17 protein-coding genes and 1 other annotated feature are annotated in these 14,088 nt (G+C 40.3%); all 17 genes read left to right on the top strand.

Features of this window, described 5'->3' with window-relative positions:
* Nucleotides 1-81 precede the first annotated feature (81 nt).
* The 17 genes from TY15_RS04390 (at nucleotide 82) to TY15_RS04310 (ending at nucleotide 14,042) form a co-directional block, all read left to right on the top strand.
* Nucleotides 82-1,161, top strand: a complete 1,080-nt coding sequence (locus TY15_RS04390; protein ID WP_040207788.1) for a hypothetical protein — start codon at nucleotides 82-84, stop codon at nucleotides 1,159-1,161.
* A 277-nt stretch (nucleotides 1,162-1,438) separates the two neighbouring features.
* The gene (locus TY15_RS04385; RefSeq protein ID WP_040207789.1) at nucleotides 1,439-2,011 is read left to right on the top strand and encodes a Maf family protein; all 573 of its coding nucleotides are present in this window, start codon (nucleotides 1,439-1,441) and stop codon (nucleotides 2,009-2,011) included.
* A 45-nt stretch (nucleotides 2,012-2,056) separates the two neighbouring features.
* Nucleotides 2,057-2,746, top strand: a complete 690-nt coding sequence (radC, locus tag TY15_RS04380; RefSeq protein ID WP_040207792.1) for a RadC family protein — start codon at nucleotides 2,057-2,059, stop codon at nucleotides 2,744-2,746.
* Between the two features lie 162 nt (nucleotides 2,747-2,908).
* Complete coding sequence (locus tag TY15_RS04375) at nucleotides 2,909-3,931, top strand: rod shape-determining protein (RefSeq protein ID WP_040207795.1); 1,023 nt, start codon at nucleotides 2,909-2,911, stop codon at nucleotides 3,929-3,931.
* Nucleotides 3,932-3,995: 64 nt separating this feature from the next.
* The gene (gene mreC, locus TY15_RS04370; RefSeq protein ID WP_040207796.1) at nucleotides 3,996-4,877 is read left to right on the top strand and encodes a rod shape-determining protein MreC; all 882 of its coding nucleotides are present in this window, start codon (nucleotides 3,996-3,998) and stop codon (nucleotides 4,875-4,877) included.
* Nucleotides 4,874-5,392, top strand: coding sequence for a rod shape-determining protein MreD (gene mreD, locus TY15_RS04365; protein ID WP_040207797.1), 519 nt, complete (start codon nucleotides 4,874-4,876; stop codon nucleotides 5,390-5,392). The genes mreC and mreD overlap by 4 nt, the downstream gene beginning before the upstream one ends.
* Before the next feature lie 209 nt (nucleotides 5,393-5,601).
* Entirely contained in the window at nucleotides 5,602-6,282 is a 681-nt protein-coding gene (gene minC / locus TY15_RS04360) for a septum site-determining protein MinC (RefSeq protein ID WP_040207798.1), read from the top strand.
* A 1-nt stretch (nucleotide 6,283) separates the two neighbouring features.
* Entirely contained in the window at nucleotides 6,284-7,087 is an 804-nt protein-coding gene (gene minD, locus TY15_RS04355; RefSeq protein WP_040207799.1) for a septum site-determining protein MinD, read from the top strand.
* A 148-nt stretch (nucleotides 7,088-7,235) separates the two neighbouring features.
* Entirely contained in the window at nucleotides 7,236-8,024 is a 789-nt protein-coding gene (locus tag TY15_RS04350; RefSeq protein WP_179301827.1) for a M23 family metallopeptidase, read from the top strand.
* Nucleotides 8,017-8,883 (top strand): M50 family metallopeptidase, encoded by an 867-nt coding sequence (locus TY15_RS04345; RefSeq protein ID WP_040207801.1) that lies wholly within the window; start codon nucleotides 8,017-8,019, stop codon nucleotides 8,881-8,883. Before TY15_RS04350 ends, TY15_RS04345 begins: the two co-directional genes overlap by 8 nt.
* A 46-nt stretch (nucleotides 8,884-8,929) precedes the next feature.
* The gene (locus TY15_RS04340; RefSeq protein WP_040207803.1) at nucleotides 8,930-10,393 is read left to right on the top strand and encodes an Rne/Rng family ribonuclease; all 1,464 of its coding nucleotides are present in this window, start codon (nucleotides 8,930-8,932) and stop codon (nucleotides 10,391-10,393) included.
* Between the two features lie 67 nt (nucleotides 10,394-10,460).
* Nucleotides 10,461-10,542, top strand: a sequence feature (ribosomal protein L21 leader region).
* Between the two features lie 13 nt (nucleotides 10,543-10,555).
* Nucleotides 10,556-10,864, top strand: coding sequence for a 50S ribosomal protein L21 (gene rplU / locus TY15_RS04335; RefSeq protein WP_040207804.1), 309 nt, complete (start codon nucleotides 10,556-10,558; stop codon nucleotides 10,862-10,864).
* A 15-nt stretch (nucleotides 10,865-10,879) separates the two neighbouring features.
* Nucleotides 10,880-11,212, top strand: a complete 333-nt coding sequence (locus tag TY15_RS04330; RefSeq protein ID WP_040207806.1) for a ribosomal-processing cysteine protease Prp — start codon at nucleotides 10,880-10,882, stop codon at nucleotides 11,210-11,212.
* A 12-nt stretch (nucleotides 11,213-11,224) separates the two neighbouring features.
* On the top strand, nucleotides 11,225-11,518 hold the full coding sequence (gene rpmA, locus TY15_RS04325) for a 50S ribosomal protein L27 (protein ID WP_024027459.1): 294 nt from the start codon (nucleotides 11,225-11,227) through the stop codon (nucleotides 11,516-11,518).
* A gap of 210 nt (nucleotides 11,519-11,728) precedes the next feature.
* Entirely contained in the window at nucleotides 11,729-12,259 is a 531-nt protein-coding gene (locus TY15_RS04320; RefSeq protein WP_040207808.1) for a sporulation initiation phosphotransferase B, read from the top strand.
* 32 nt (nucleotides 12,260-12,291) lie between these two features.
* A complete protein-coding gene (obgE, locus tag TY15_RS04315; RefSeq protein ID WP_040207809.1) occupies nucleotides 12,292-13,581 on the top strand; it encodes a GTPase ObgE in 1,290 nt (429 codons plus the stop codon).
* A gap of 11 nt (nucleotides 13,582-13,592) precedes the next feature.
* On the top strand, nucleotides 13,593-14,042 hold the full coding sequence (locus tag TY15_RS04310; protein ID WP_040207810.1) for an ACT domain-containing protein: 450 nt from the start codon (nucleotides 13,593-13,595) through the stop codon (nucleotides 14,040-14,042).
* Nucleotides 14,043-14,088: the final 46 nt, after the last annotated feature.

Here is a 14,088-nt window from a genome sequence, read left to right as displayed (position 1 = left end):
GACAAAAGTCTTGTTATTTTTTTTTTTCTTTATGATAGGATGAAACCACTTACCTATCGGAAGAGAGAGGAGTACGAATTAGTGGACAAGCCTAATAAAGGCAATACCATCAAAATAAAACTAAATGGAGAAGAAAACATATTTCCAGAAGAGCTGGCTAAAACGAAGCCAGAGGATAATCGTGATCCAAAGACAAGAGTAATAAAAATAGATCATTCTAAGCTTGATTCAGCTGGTTTCGAAGAAGCAGCAGCCGCTAAGGATCCTGTCGGTGATGAAAGCTTTGACTGGATGATACCGGAATCATCGGATGATGACATAGAGGAAATAATCAAAGCGAGCTATACTAAACCCAAAAAAAGTGCCCTACCTAAAATTACTTCCTTTTCAACAAACACAAAGAAAAAGACAGGACGGCCATTAGGATCAATCCTTATTGCCGCTGCGTTCGCCATCTTGATTGGGACTACAATTGGTGTTACTTTGTTAAAATTACTGATAAGTGGACCTTCCGATAAAGAGGTAACTCAACCAACCGTTGTAGAGGAACAAGGGGAATCAGACGGAAAAGCTGTCAGTGGTAATAAGGCCACAGCTTCGCTTGCTCAATTAACAGTCTATGTGATCCAAGGTGGGGTTTTTTCTTCGGAAGAAGGGGCGAACGAAACATCGACTCAAATCACTTCAAAAGGGGTTCCAGCTCAATTAATAAAAATGGATGAAAAGCAATACAACTTATTCTTGGGAGTTGCTGATTCAATCGAAACGGCAAAATCACTGGGTAACCACTATAAAGAGCAGGGGGTAACCGAGCTATTTCCCAAGCCGCTCTTACTTGATGAAAAGAAGGTTTCTGGTTTAACTGATAAAGAAAAAAGCTTTATCGAAGCGGCTCCGTCCATCTATCAAACTCTTTCTCAAGTGACGTCCAGTGCGCTCACAACCAACACTATTTCAAAGGAGTCGACTAATACCATTGCCGATTTCGATGAAAAGCTAAAAGCGGATGGTATAAAAAATGAGAAAGTGAAAGATATAAAAGCAGAGCTCACCAGTGCAGACGAAAAAGTAGCAGAGTATCAAAAATCAAAAGATGCCAAGAGCTTAACGGAGGCACAGAAGCATCTATTAAACTTTTTATCCATCTATTTTTCATTGTAGACGACAAAACTTGATATTTTCCGGGAAATAAGGCCTATCCACTAATGGATGGGTCTTTGTTTTATAGTCGGATAATTCTGTTAAATACACAAGAATAAACTTTCCCCCATTCGTGTTATCATATCAATTTCTTCATTAAGAGGAGAGTTGCATCATTTGACAACTTTCTTCAAAAATTTTTTGTGTAAAAAATTGTTTGCTTCTACAATTTCTGATAGGATTGATATGTATCTCCCTATACAAAAATGACAAAATGCAAAAAAGGTAAGGTGATTGAATGCAGAACCTCATTTTAGCCTCTTCTTCTCCACGGCGGAAAGAACTTCTAGAAAATCTCCACTTATCATTCGCGATTTCGAGCAGTGAAGTTGATGAAAGTTTTGACCCATCACTCTCTCCGGAGGATGTTGTCATGGAACTGGCTGAGCGTAAAGCAAGGGCTGTTTTTAAAGAAAATCAAGATGCCTTTGTGATTGGCTCTGATACTATTGTGGTTGCGGATGGTCAAATCTTAGGTAAACCCGCAGATGAAGCAGAAGCCATTAGAATGTTAACAAGGTTGTCAGGAAGACAGCATGAAGTTTTTACAGGGGTTGCGATTTTGTCTCCAACGAAATCCACTCGATTTTACGAAAAAACAGAAGTTTGGTTTTGGGAGTTAACAGACGAAGAAATTAAGGCCTATGTGCAAAGTGGTGAACCGCTTGATAAAGCTGGTGCATATGGCATTCAACAACTTGGAAGTATGCTTGTCAAAAAAATAAATGGAGACTATTTTGCGGTTGTCGGTCTGCCTGTAGCAAGGACGATAAGAGAATTGAAAAAGGTAGGCTACCAGTTGCCGTATTAGGTTTGTCTTGTAAGGGACTCCCAACAATAATAGGGAGGTAAGACATTGTCCACTAATACATTAATGATCCGTGATTTTCCACAAGACGAGAGGCCCAGAGAACGCTTTATTCAACATGGCCCGCAAAGCTTATCGAATCATGAACTTATTGCCATTTTGCTTCGAACAGGAACGAAGGATGAATCGGTATTACAATTATCTAATCGCCTGTTGACTCATTTTGAGGGGCTTAGGCTATTAAAGTCAGCTACATTAGAAGAAATGACAGAAATAAAAGGGATTGGTTCGGCGAAGGCTATTCAAATACTGGCTGCCGTTGAAATTGGCAGAAGAATTGCTAACTTAAACTATACAGATCGTTATGTGATTCGCTCTCCTGAAGATGGGGCCAATTATGTCATGAACGATATGCGTTTTTTGACGCAAGAACATTTTGTTTGCTTATATCTAAATACGAAAAATCAAGTCATTCATAAACAAACTATTTTTATCGGCAGCCTTAACGCGTCAATTGTGCATCCTAGGGAAGTCTTCCGTGAGGCATTAAAACGGTCTGCCGCCTCGTTGATTGCGATTCATAATCATCCCTCGGGGAGCCCAGATCCTAGTCGCGAAGACATTGAAGTAACAAAGAGACTTGTCGAGTGTGGTAAAATAATTGGCATCGACCTGCTTGACCATTTAATCATCGGTGAAAATAAGTTTGTCAGCTTAAAGGAAAAAGGTTATATATGATACTAGGATATTATTTGACGTTACGCTATAATATTGGGTATGATTTTTTAGGATTGATTTAAAAATACTATATAAATAGTACGAAAATAGACATGATAATTAAGGTGATTACCTACCTATTGGATTTTGTGCATTTCGTATCAGAAAGGGAGATACATTAATATGTTTGGAATTAAACCTAGAGATCTTGGAATTGACTTGGGTACGGCTAACACCCTTGTATATGTAAAAGGAAAAGGAATTGTGTTACGAGAGCCTTCAGTTGTGGCGATGCAAACAGACTCGAAAAATATCGTAGCAGTAGGAAACGATGCAAAAAATATGATTGGACGGACACCGGGGAATGTCGTAGCTCTAAGGCCAATGAAGGATGGAGTAATTGCTGACTTTGAAACAACCGCTGCCATGATGAAGTATCATATTCGGCAAGCACAAAAAAGTAATAATCTCTTCTCAGGAAAACCATATGTGATGGTATGTGTGCCATCAGGCATTACTGCTGTGGAAGAGCGAGCTGTTATTGACGCGACAAGACAAGCTGGGGCAAAGGATGCCTACACGATTGAAGAGCCATTTGCGGCAGCAATTGGTGCCAATTTGCCTGTTTGGGAGCCTACTGGTAGCATGGTTGTCGATATCGGTGGTGGGACAACGGAAGTTGCGATTATCTCATTAGGTGGGATTGTAACAAGCCAATCGATTCGTGTAGCAGGAGATGAAATGGACGAGTCCATCATTACCTATATTCGAAAAACCTATAATTTGATGATCGGGGAACGTACGGCTGAATCAATTAAAATGGAAGTAGGCTCTGCCGGGATCCCTGAAGGTATCGACAATATGGAGATTCGTGGACGCGATTTATTAACAGGTCTACCAAAAACAATTGAGATCACAGCAAAGGAAATTGCGACGGCTTTAAATGATACTGTGTTTGCGATTGTTGAGGCTGTGAAAAATACACTAGAAAAAACACCACCTGAACTAGCTGCCGATATTATGGATCGTGGGATTGTTCTGACCGGTGGCGGTGCTTTGCTTCGCAATCTAGATGTGGTGATCAGTGAAGAAACGAAAATGCCTGTCTTGATTGCTGAAAACCCACTTGACTGTGTGGCTATTGGTACAGGGAAAGCATTGGATCATATTCATTTATTTAAAAATAAAGCAAGGGATTCCCGTTAAGTAAGAGAAGCTAAAAACACCATGCGAAATGGTATATTTTTATGGAAAATAGAGGTGTATAATCATGCCACAGTTCTTTTTGAATAAACGACTGATTATTTTGCTTGTCAGCATTATTGTTCTCGTGGCATTGATTGGGTTTTCTTTAAGGGAGAGAGAGAAGCTTTCCTGGCCGGAACAATTTATCAAAGACACGTCCGGCTGGGTTCAATCCCTGGTTTCAAAGCCAACCAACTATGTTGCAGGCTTTTTTGAAAATCTCCAGGACTTAACCAATACATATGAAGAGAATAAAGAATTAAAATCGCGGATCGAAAATCTTGCCAGCCTTGAAGCCCAAGTTCAGGAGCTGAAAAAAGACAATGAAGAATTGCGTGACGTTCTCGGTGAAGAAAAAACCCTGCGAGATTTTGAACCACTTCCAGCTACTGTGATTGGAAGAAACCCTGATCGCTGGCATGAAATGATTATTATCGACAAAGGTAAATTAAACGGTATCAAAAAAAATATGGCTGTTGTGACTGCCAATGGCCTAATTGGAAAAGTAAAGAGTGTGACGCAATTTAGTTCAACAGTCCAGCTGCTTAGCTCGATGGATCCGAAGAATCGGATTTCAGCTGTCGTTCAAGGCGAAACGGATATATATGGACTCGTAGAAGGCTACGATGATGAGAAAAAATTACTGATGGTTAAAGCCATTCCATCAGGGGCAAAAATTGAAAAAGGGCAAAAAGTCGTTACCTCAGGTTTAGGTGATATCTTTCCACAAGGGTTAATGATTGGAAAAGTAGTCGAGGTAAAGCAAGACCAATACGGATTAAATCAAACAGCATTGGTCAAACCTGGCGCTGATTTCTATGATATTAAAACAGTGATGGTGACGAAAAGAAGTATGGCTCAGGCGGATGAAAAAGACCTAACCGACGGGAAGGAGGAGGGATCGTGAAAAAATTCCTTCTTCCTCTTTTGTTTCTGTTTTTATTTTTTTTAGAAAGCTTGTTTGTACAATATGTACCTGCAGACTTGTTTGGACATCATCAAATTACCGTACCGCACTTTCTTTTTGCTGCTCTTTTGTTTCTGATGATGTTTGTTGGAATGAAACAAGGGATTATTTATGCAGCCATTTTCGGTCTGTTATTTGATATTGTCTATATTGAAATTATTGGTATTTACCTATTCCTTTACCCATTTATTTCCTACCTTGCATCGAAAATAATGAATATTATGCAAACAAATTTCTTTATTGCCTTCCTCGTTTCCCTGTTTGGTATTGCCTTATTAGAAGTGGGTGTCTATGAAATGGACCATTTGATTCATGTCACTAGCCTCGATTTTATGAAATTTATTCGTTTGCGTTTATATCCAACTATGATCTTAAATGCAATCTTTATCATTGTTGCGGGGTATCCTTTAAAGCGGATGTTTGAAAAGTACGCTGTTACTCGTAGAGACGAATAGTCTATGGAGGTTGCTATTTTTTTAACTTGCTTATTAGCGTGATAGTTTTCTTTAAATATAAAGAGGAGAATGGACGCCTCGTGTCGAATTTTTATTAAAATATCTGTATTTTCGATTCGGAAGGGCGAAATTAATTTGACAAGCCTATAAAAATAGGTGATATTCGCTTGCTCCGAAATTGTTTTCTTATTATGAGGTGAAAATTCTCCATGAAAAAACGGCAAAATGTTACAATAAAAGGAACGAAGGAAGGACTTGTCCTTCATCTTGATGATACATGCTCCTATGAGGAACTAAAAAGGGAACTGGATCAAAAGCTTTCTGCTAACTCCAGAGCACAGGATGAGCGCAATTTAATCTCTGTGAAAGTGGACGTCGGTAATCGTTATTTAAGCGAGGAACAGCGCGAAGACTTAAAAAACTTAATTCGCCAAAAGAAAAATTTGGTTGTCGATAATATTGATTCGAATGTCATCACAAAAGAAGAAGCACACCGAAAGAAGGCAGAAAATGAAGTCATGACTGTTTCAAGAATTATTCGTTCTGGACAAGTACTTAAAGCACCTGGTGATATTCTGTTAATTGGCGATGTGAATCCAGGTGGAACAGTCATTGCGGGTGGAAATATTTTCATTATGGGTTCACTAAAAGGAATGGCCCATGCTGGCTGTTATGGGAATGATGATGCAGTGATTGCAGCGTCAAGTATGAAACCGTCCCAACTAAGAATTAGTGACAGTATCAATCGAACTCCTGATTCAACCATAAGCAATGAGAAGCGGGAAATGGAATGTGCCTATATTGATGATGACCGACAAATGATTATTGATAGATTGCAAGTTTTAATACAGATAAGGCCTAATTTAAATAGATTAGAAGGGGGACATTAAGGTGGGAGAAGCGATCGTAATTACATCCGGTAAGGGCGGAGTGGGGAAAACAACAACTTCTGCTAATATTGGGACATCTCTGGCCCTTCAAGGTAAAAAAGTATGCTTAGTGGATACAGACATCGGTCTTCGAAACTTGGATGTCGTAATGGGACTTGAAAATAGAATCATTTATGATCTTGTCGATGTTGTCCAAAAACGATGCAAAATTCATCAAGCCTTGGTGAAGGATAAACGTTTTGATGGGTTATTGTACTTACTTCCTGCAGCGCAAACTGTCGATAAATCTGCGGTTACGCCTGAACAGATGAAAGAACTCATGACCGATTTAAAACAAGACTATGATTATATCATTATTGATTGCCCAGCTGGAATTGAACAGGGCTTTCAGAATGCTGTGTCCGGAGCGGATAGGGCAATTGTTGTCACCACTCCTGAGGTTTCTGCTGTCCGTGATGCGGATAGGATTATTGGACTGCTTGAAAAGCAAAAGAACATGGAATCGCCAAAACTAGTGGTTAATCGGATTCGAAATCATATGATGAAGAGCGGCGACATGCTCGACATCGATGAAATTACCCAACATTTATCGATTGAGCTAATTGGGATTGTTGCAGATGATGAAGAGGTCATTAAAGCCTCCAATCATGGCGAACCGATTGCTTTAAATCCTAATAGTAAAGCGTCCATTGCTTATCGTAATATTGCTAGAAGGATTCTTGGTGAGTCCATTCCCCTGCAACCACTTGATGAAGTGGACAAGGGAGTTTTTAAGAAGCTTAAAAAGTTTTTTGGCGTCCGTTAATCGGAGCACCTAAAACATTTAAGCAACTCCATGATGTCAATGTTAGCTTGCCCACTTCTATGTGGACAGGCTTTTTTCGATTGTAAGTCATACTCTTTATTTCACCCGCATAGACTTGTACAAAAAAGTGGGAAAAGGGTTGATGGGTATGGCGCGGTCTACACCGGAAGAAATACGGCGAAGAATAGCCAAAAGAAAAAAAGAACTTGGTTCGACATCAAAAAGTCCTGACCGGCAAATTGATTGGCCGGGTAATGATGAAAAATATGGACTACCTGATTTACGTCCTACAGGGAATAGTGGCGGAGAATCTGGGCATCCATTATTTAGAAAAGAAGTATTCTTTTTTAAAATATTAGCCTCTGTGCTCCTATTTTTAATGGTTGCCATTTTGTTTCGTAATCATGCCGTAACCTTTGAACCTGCAAGGGAATTCGTTGCGAGTCAAATGGACAAGGATTTTAAATTTGCCACTGTTGCCAATTGGTACGAAAACAAGTTTGGCAAACCTTTAGCATTGCTCCCGTTTTCTGACGATGATCAAAGTGGGAAAAAGGAAGTAGTCCAAGAAGGGAACTTCTCTGTACCGGCTATGGGGAAAATTCTCGAAAACTTTGAGAAAAACGGTCAAGGGATCATGATTGAAACGGGAAAAGGGGCGGCTGTTCAATCCATCAATGACGGGAATGTCATGTTTGTAGGTGTGAAAGATGGCATTGGAAAAACAGTGGTTATTCAACATCCGGATAAATCGGAAACCTGGTACGGAAATTTAGACGAGGTTAAGGTCAAATTATATGAGTACATTGATAAAAGAACGGTGGTCGGGACAGTTTCAGCTTCAACTGGTGAAGATAAAACAAAGGGTAAATATTATTTTGCCATTAAAAAGGGTGATGATTTTATCGACCCGATCCAGGTGATTCGCTTTGACTAGAATGATCTCACTATTACGACTCCTCTCTATTCATCCTTTGTTATGGATCGTGATGGCACTAGCGATTGCAACGGCACACTTTGTTGATGTTTGCCTGTTAATCGTCATCATTTTTATCCACGAAATGGGGCATGCAGCTGCGGCTTCTTTTTTTTCCTGGAGAATTAAGAAAATTACCCTGCTCCCTTTCGGCGGTGTGGCTGAAATGGATGAACACGGGAACCGTCCCCTGAAAGAAGAGGCAATTGTCGTGATGGCTGGTCCACTCCAACATATATGGATGGTTGCACTAGCCTATAGCTTATTTTTACTGGACATCCTACCGGATGACTTATTTAGACTGTTTATCGATTATAATGTGATGATTTTTCTGTTTAATCTTTTTCCAGTTTGGCCGCTTGATGGTGGAAAGCTCGTATTTTTACTGCTTTCCTTAAAACGTTCCTTTCCAAGTGCACATAGCTTGACACTAATCATTTCGGGTTGCAGTTTGTCGCTTTTTTCCTTGATGATCTTACTGGCCGCCCCTACACATATAAATGTATGGGTGGTCATTGCCTTTTTATTTTTCTCTCTCTATCATGAGTGGAAGCAACGGCGCTTTGTGTTTATGCGATTCTTGTTAGAACGCTATTATGGAAAAAAGTCGGGCCTGGGCAACTTAAGACCAATTCAAGCCGATGAGCAGGATTTGCTGATTCATGTTTTAGAAAAATTCCAACGGGGTTGTAAACATCCTATTATCGTCGAAGTAGGTGGCCGGGAAACAGGTACCTTGGATGAGAACGAGCTTCTACATGCCTATTTTACAGAAAAACGATTGACCGAAAAAATCGGCGACCTTCTCTTTTCCTATTAATTCGTTATAATAGGAACATCTTATTGAAAAAGTGAGGACGCTTGGCTTGGATACATTAATTGTTAATTACGCTTCACGGGAAAAGCGATTTGCCTATATAAAGGATAACCGTGTGGAGAATATTGTGTTTGACCGACCAAACAATCGCTCGCTGGTCGGTAATATTTATTTTGGGACAGTCACGAAGGTATTGCCGGGGATGAATGCAGCATTCATCGATATCGGTGAAGAGAAAAATGCCTATTTGCAGCGCAATGTCTTGCCGTCATTTGTTGGTTCTATTGATAAACAAAAGAATATCACCTCGTTTGTTCATCAAGGTGAAAAGATGTTGGTACAAGTGGATAAGGATGCCACAGGAACAAAAGGAGCAAAAGTGACGGGGATTATTGAGATGCAAGGTAATCACCTGATTTATATGCCACGAGGACGATATGTGGCGGTATCGAAAAAAATCGCGGATGAAGCACAAATGGCTGCTTTGCGTCGAAGTGGGAACCAACTAAAAACAGAAGAAGAAGGAATCATTTTTCGTACCTCTGCCATTTATAGTACGGAGGAAGAAATACTTGCTGAGCTTACTAATCTGCGAGAACGTTATCAAGAATTGTTACAGATCGCGATGTCCCAAAAAAAGCCAGGGCTGATTTTTCAAACTGATACTTTTGTTGACATGATTATCGCTCAGATAGCGAAAATGAAGACAGGTGAGGTTGTGGTTGATGAATTGTCGTTGAAAAAAATACTTGAGCCTGTTAGCACTAGGGTTAAGCTTGCCTATTACAATGGGAAAGAGAATATTTTCTCAACAAATAAGGTGGACCACGAAATCGATAAAGCACTCAAACGAATTGTTTGGCTCGACCGTGGCGCCTACCTCATCTTTGATGAAACCGAGACATTGACGATTATCGATGTAAATACTGGAAAATATTCTGGGAAGTCCGATTATCAAGATACTGTTGTTGAAACTAACCGGCTGGCAGCGATCGAAATTGTGAGGCAGCTGCGTCTTCGTGATATTGGTGGAATGGTTCTGATTGATTTTATCGATATGAAACGTGCTCAAGACCAGCGGTTTATCCTCGACACAGTTGAAACAGAATTATCCAAAGATGAAAAAAGAACGAAGTTAATCGGATTTACTCCGCTTGGTATTCTTCAGTTAACTAGAAAGAAAACAAAAGTCACGCTCTCAGAGGCCTTGCAGGTGAAATGCCCGACCTGTGAGGGGACTGGGCGGATTCTTAGTGCTGAGACCATTGCCTTTCGGCTTGAAAGAGAGCTGCTAGAGCATCGTCATAGCGAATTTGAGGCTCTTCTGGTTGAGACCACCAGTGAGGTAAAAGAGGCGCTTCTAGGTCCAAATGAAGCCCATAGAGAGGTTTTGGAGGAATGGCTCCACTTAAAGTTGTATTTTACGGTGCAGCCTTCCAGAAAACCTTATTATTTAGTAAAACAATTTGGTACTGAAGCAGAGATTTCAGTAAAGCAATTTAATAACGAATGATGTGCCCAAATTATTATTGACACATTCAATCATAGTATGTTAGGATTTTAATGTTATGTTTGTAGCACCCGTGCTACAACCGCGCAGAACAGGTAGTAAGATTTTGCTGTTCGGCAAAACGCCTGTCTATGGCGAGTCTGAGTTTATAAGGAGGTGCAGTTCATGTACGCAATTATCGAAACTGGCGGTAAACAAATTAAAGTCGAAGAAGGCCAAGCTATCTACATTGAAAAACTTAATGCAGAAGCTGGTGAAGAAGTTACTTTTGACAAGGTTCTTTTCGTTGGCGGTGAAAACGTAAAAGTAGGAAGTCCTGTTGTTGCAGGCGCTACTGTTACAGCTAAAGTTGAAAAACAAGGCCGTGCGAAAAAAATCATCGTTTTCAAGTACAAAGCCAAGAAAAACAACCGTAAGAAGCAAGGTCATCGTCAACCTTACACTAAAGTAATCATCGAAAAAATCAACGCGTAAGGTGTTGAGAATTAGATGATTAACATTACGATTTATCGTACTGAGTCCGGAAAGATTCAATCATTTGAACTGAGCGGTCATGCTTTGTTCGCTGATCGTGGCAAGGACATTGTTTGTGCAGGTGTATCAGCCGTATCTGTTGGTGCGATTAATGCGGTGCACGAACTAACCGGTGTCACTCCCGATCTTGAACATCGGGCAGATGGCTTTCTACGCTGCATTGTACCGGGAGGTCTTCCGGAAGATGTGTATGAGAAAGTACAGCTTCTTTTCGAAGGAATGACTGTATCACTAAGATCGATTGAAGAAACGTACGGAGAGCACATAAAAATAACCTTCAAAAAGTAGGAGGTGGAATAAATGTTATTAAAATTAGATCTTCAATTGTTTGCATCTAAAAAGGGAGTAGGTTCTACTAAGAACGGACGTGACTCCATCTCTAAGCGCCTTGGTGCTAAACGTGCAGATGGTCAATTTGTAACTGGAGGTTCTATCCTTTACCGTCAACGCGGTACAAAGATTTACCCAGGTGAAAACGTTGGCCGTGGCGGAGACGACACTCTTTTTGCAAAAATCGACGGCGTTGTGAAATTCGAACGTTTAGGTCGTGACCGTAAACAAGTGAGCGTTTATCCAGTAGCACAAGAAGCTTAATTGTTCATCAAAAGGAAACTCTAACCTGTTTGGTTAGAGTTTTCTTTTTGCTTAACGAAAGTACCCCTTCCAACTTATACTTCAAGGAAGCTACTTCGTAAAAGCTTCTTTTTACCTCTAATGACATTTCACCTTAAATTGATTACTCATGTTTATTTTTTTGATATACTATTAGAAACAGTGTCCAACACTTAATGTGGGAGTGTACGTATGGGGAAAGAATGGGATATCGTTGAAGTGCTTCGGCACTCACGACATGATTGGTTAAACAAGCTGCAACTAATAAAGGGAAACCTGGATTTAAATCGGATTGACCGTGCCAAACAAGTCATCGATGAAATAGTGATTGAAGCCCAGCATGAAACAAAGCTATCGAATTTACAGATGCCATTGTTTGCATCGCTGCTGTTAAAATCAAACTGGGAAAATCCTTCATTTCGATTGGAATATGAGGTCCTTCTTGACGTTGAATCGATAAAAATTGATGATGCCGCCATGACAAATTGGACAAACTCATTTTTTTCTTGTTTGAATCAAGCCATAGAGGCATTTCAAGAAAACCATTTATCAATCACAATAGAATCGCAATCACATGGCATTCGTTTCTTTTTTGATTTTAGCGGGATAATACTAAAAAGAGAACAGATTGAAAAATACCTTGCTGATTATTCAGTAGATGTAGTGGTCAAGGATTTTTCTAAAAACGAGCTCGCACTAGAGGTCTTTATGCCTATACTGTAATACTTCGTAAAGTGCAAGACTGGAGGAATAAGATGTTTGTCGATCAGGTCAAAATTTATGTAAAAGGCGGCGACGGCGGCAATGGTATGGTCGCATTTCGTCGTGAAAAATATGTTCCAAATGGTGGCCCAGCTGGCGGTGACGGCGGAAAAGGCGCCAATGTTGTTTTTGAAGTGAATGAAGGGTTACGTACCTTAATGGATTTTCGTTATCAACGTCATTTTAAAGCGCCGCGTGGTGAACATGGTATGTCCAAAGGACAGCATGGCAGGGGTTCAAAGGATATGATTGTCAAGGTTCCACCAGGGACAGTTGTCATGGATGCTGAAACAAAAGAGGTTATTGCGGATTTAGTTGAGCATGGACAACAGGCGATTATTGCCAAAGGTGGCCGTGGTGGCCGAGGTAACACACGCTTCGCTACACCGGCAAACCCGGCTCCTGAGATTGCTGAAAATGGCGAACCAGGACAAGAACGTGATGTAATACTAGAATTAAAGCTGCTTGCTGATGTCGGTCTTGTTGGTTTTCCAAGTGTAGGAAAATCGACGTTATTATCAGTGGTCTCATCTGCAAAGCCAAAAATTGCTGAATATCATTTTACTACCATTGTTCCAAACCTTGGAATGGTGGAAACCGAAGATGGTAGAAGCTTTGTGATGGCTGACCTGCCAGGATTAATTGAAGGGGCAAGTGAAGGGGTTGGACTTGGCCATCAATTTTTACGACACATTGAACGGACGAGAGTAATTGTCCATGTCATTGATATGGCTGCAACCGAAGGCAGGGATCCATATGAGGATTACATGACCATTAATAGCGAGTTAAAGGAGTATAATCTCCGTTTGACTGAGCGTCCACAAATCATTGTAGCGAATAAAATGGATATGCCTCAAGCAGAAGAAAACCTGCAAAAGTTTAAAGAGCAGCTGGAAGAAGATTTTCCGATCTTCCCTATATCTGCCCTATCTCGAAAAGGGTTACGGGAATTATTATATGCGGTAGCAGATAAGATTGAGGAGACTCCAGAATTCCCGCTTGAGCATGAAGAAGAAGAAACCGGAGTTCATCGTGTATTATATAAACATGAGGCAGACCCAGAAGCCTTCACGATCACAAGAGACCCGGATGGTTCTTTTGTCGTTTCAGGTGAAAAACTTGAAAGATTATTTAAGATGACGGACTTTTCGAGAGAAGAATCTGTACGCCGTTTCGCACGTCAACTTCGCGGTTTTGGGGTGGATGACGCCTTAAGGCAACGAGGTGCAAAAGATGGGGATATCGTAAAATTATTAGAATTTGAATTTGAGTTCGTCGAGTAGGTAGTGGATAAATGGATAACTTTGATAAAAGGTATTACTTGGTCCGTGAGGATGTTCTGCCAGAAGCGATGAAAAAAACAATTGAAGTGAAAGAGATGCTTGAAAGGGGTAAGGCGGAATCGATTGCTGATGCCGTCCTTAAAGTGGATTTGAGCAGAAGTGCCTTTTATAAATATCGGGATACTGTTTATCCTTTTTCAACGATTCAAAAGGAAAAGATTATCTCGCTCTTCTTTCATTTAGAAGATCGTTCTGGTACATTGTCAAACTTGTTAAGTGTGGTGGCGGCATCTGGCTGTAATGTTTTAACCATTCATCAAACCATTCCACTTCAAGGCAGAGCCAATGTAACATTGTCATTAAACACATCAAATATTATCTCTGATTTGGACGATTTGCTTGCAGAGTTAAGAAAACTTGAATTTGTTGAAAAGGTAGACGTGCTGGGAACTGGTGCATAGCGGACATTTGTTTGCTGGGATTAGTTCTCAGCCTTCTTGTTAAAAG

The sequence above is a fragment of the Neobacillus jeddahensis genome (genome assembly GCF_000612625.1).
In the GTDB taxonomy this organism is placed as follows: Bacteria; Bacillota; Bacilli; order Bacillales; family Cytobacillaceae; genus Neobacillus; species Neobacillus jeddahensis.
The sequence above is the reverse complement of the archived record's forward strand: the minus strand, read 5'-3'. Positions and strand labels throughout refer to the sequence as shown.

Coding starts and splice junctions, on each gene's coding strand:
- mreC (WP_040207796.1), top strand. CDS start 3,996: ATGCCACAGTTCTTTTTGAATAAACGACTGATTATTTTGCTTGTCAGC.
- TY15_RS04310 (WP_040207810.1), top strand. CDS start 13,593: ATGGATAACTTTGATAAAAGGTATTACTTGGTCCGTGAGGATGTTCTG.
- TY15_RS04320 (WP_040207808.1), top strand. CDS start 11,729: ATGGGGAAAGAATGGGATATCGTTGAAGTGCTTCGGCACTCACGACAT.
- obgE (WP_040207809.1), top strand. CDS start 12,292: ATGTTTGTCGATCAGGTCAAAATTTATGTAAAAGGCGGCGACGGCGGC.
- TY15_RS04375 (WP_040207795.1), top strand. CDS start 2,909: ATGTTTGGAATTAAACCTAGAGATCTTGGAATTGACTTGGGTACGGCT.
- TY15_RS04330 (WP_040207806.1), top strand. CDS start 10,880: ATGATTAACATTACGATTTATCGTACTGAGTCCGGAAAGATTCAATCA.
- TY15_RS04385 (WP_040207789.1), top strand. CDS start 1,439: ATGCAGAACCTCATTTTAGCCTCTTCTTCTCCACGGCGGAAAGAACTT.
- rpmA (WP_024027459.1), top strand. CDS start 11,225: ATGTTATTAAAATTAGATCTTCAATTGTTTGCATCTAAAAAGGGAGTA.
- TY15_RS04350 (WP_179301827.1), top strand. CDS start 7,236: ATGGCGCGGTCTACACCGGAAGAAATACGGCGAAGAATAGCCAAAAGA.
- rplU (WP_040207804.1), top strand. CDS start 10,556: ATGTACGCAATTATCGAAACTGGCGGTAAACAAATTAAAGTCGAAGAA.
- minC (WP_040207798.1), top strand. CDS start 5,602: ATGAAAAAACGGCAAAATGTTACAATAAAAGGAACGAAGGAAGGACTT.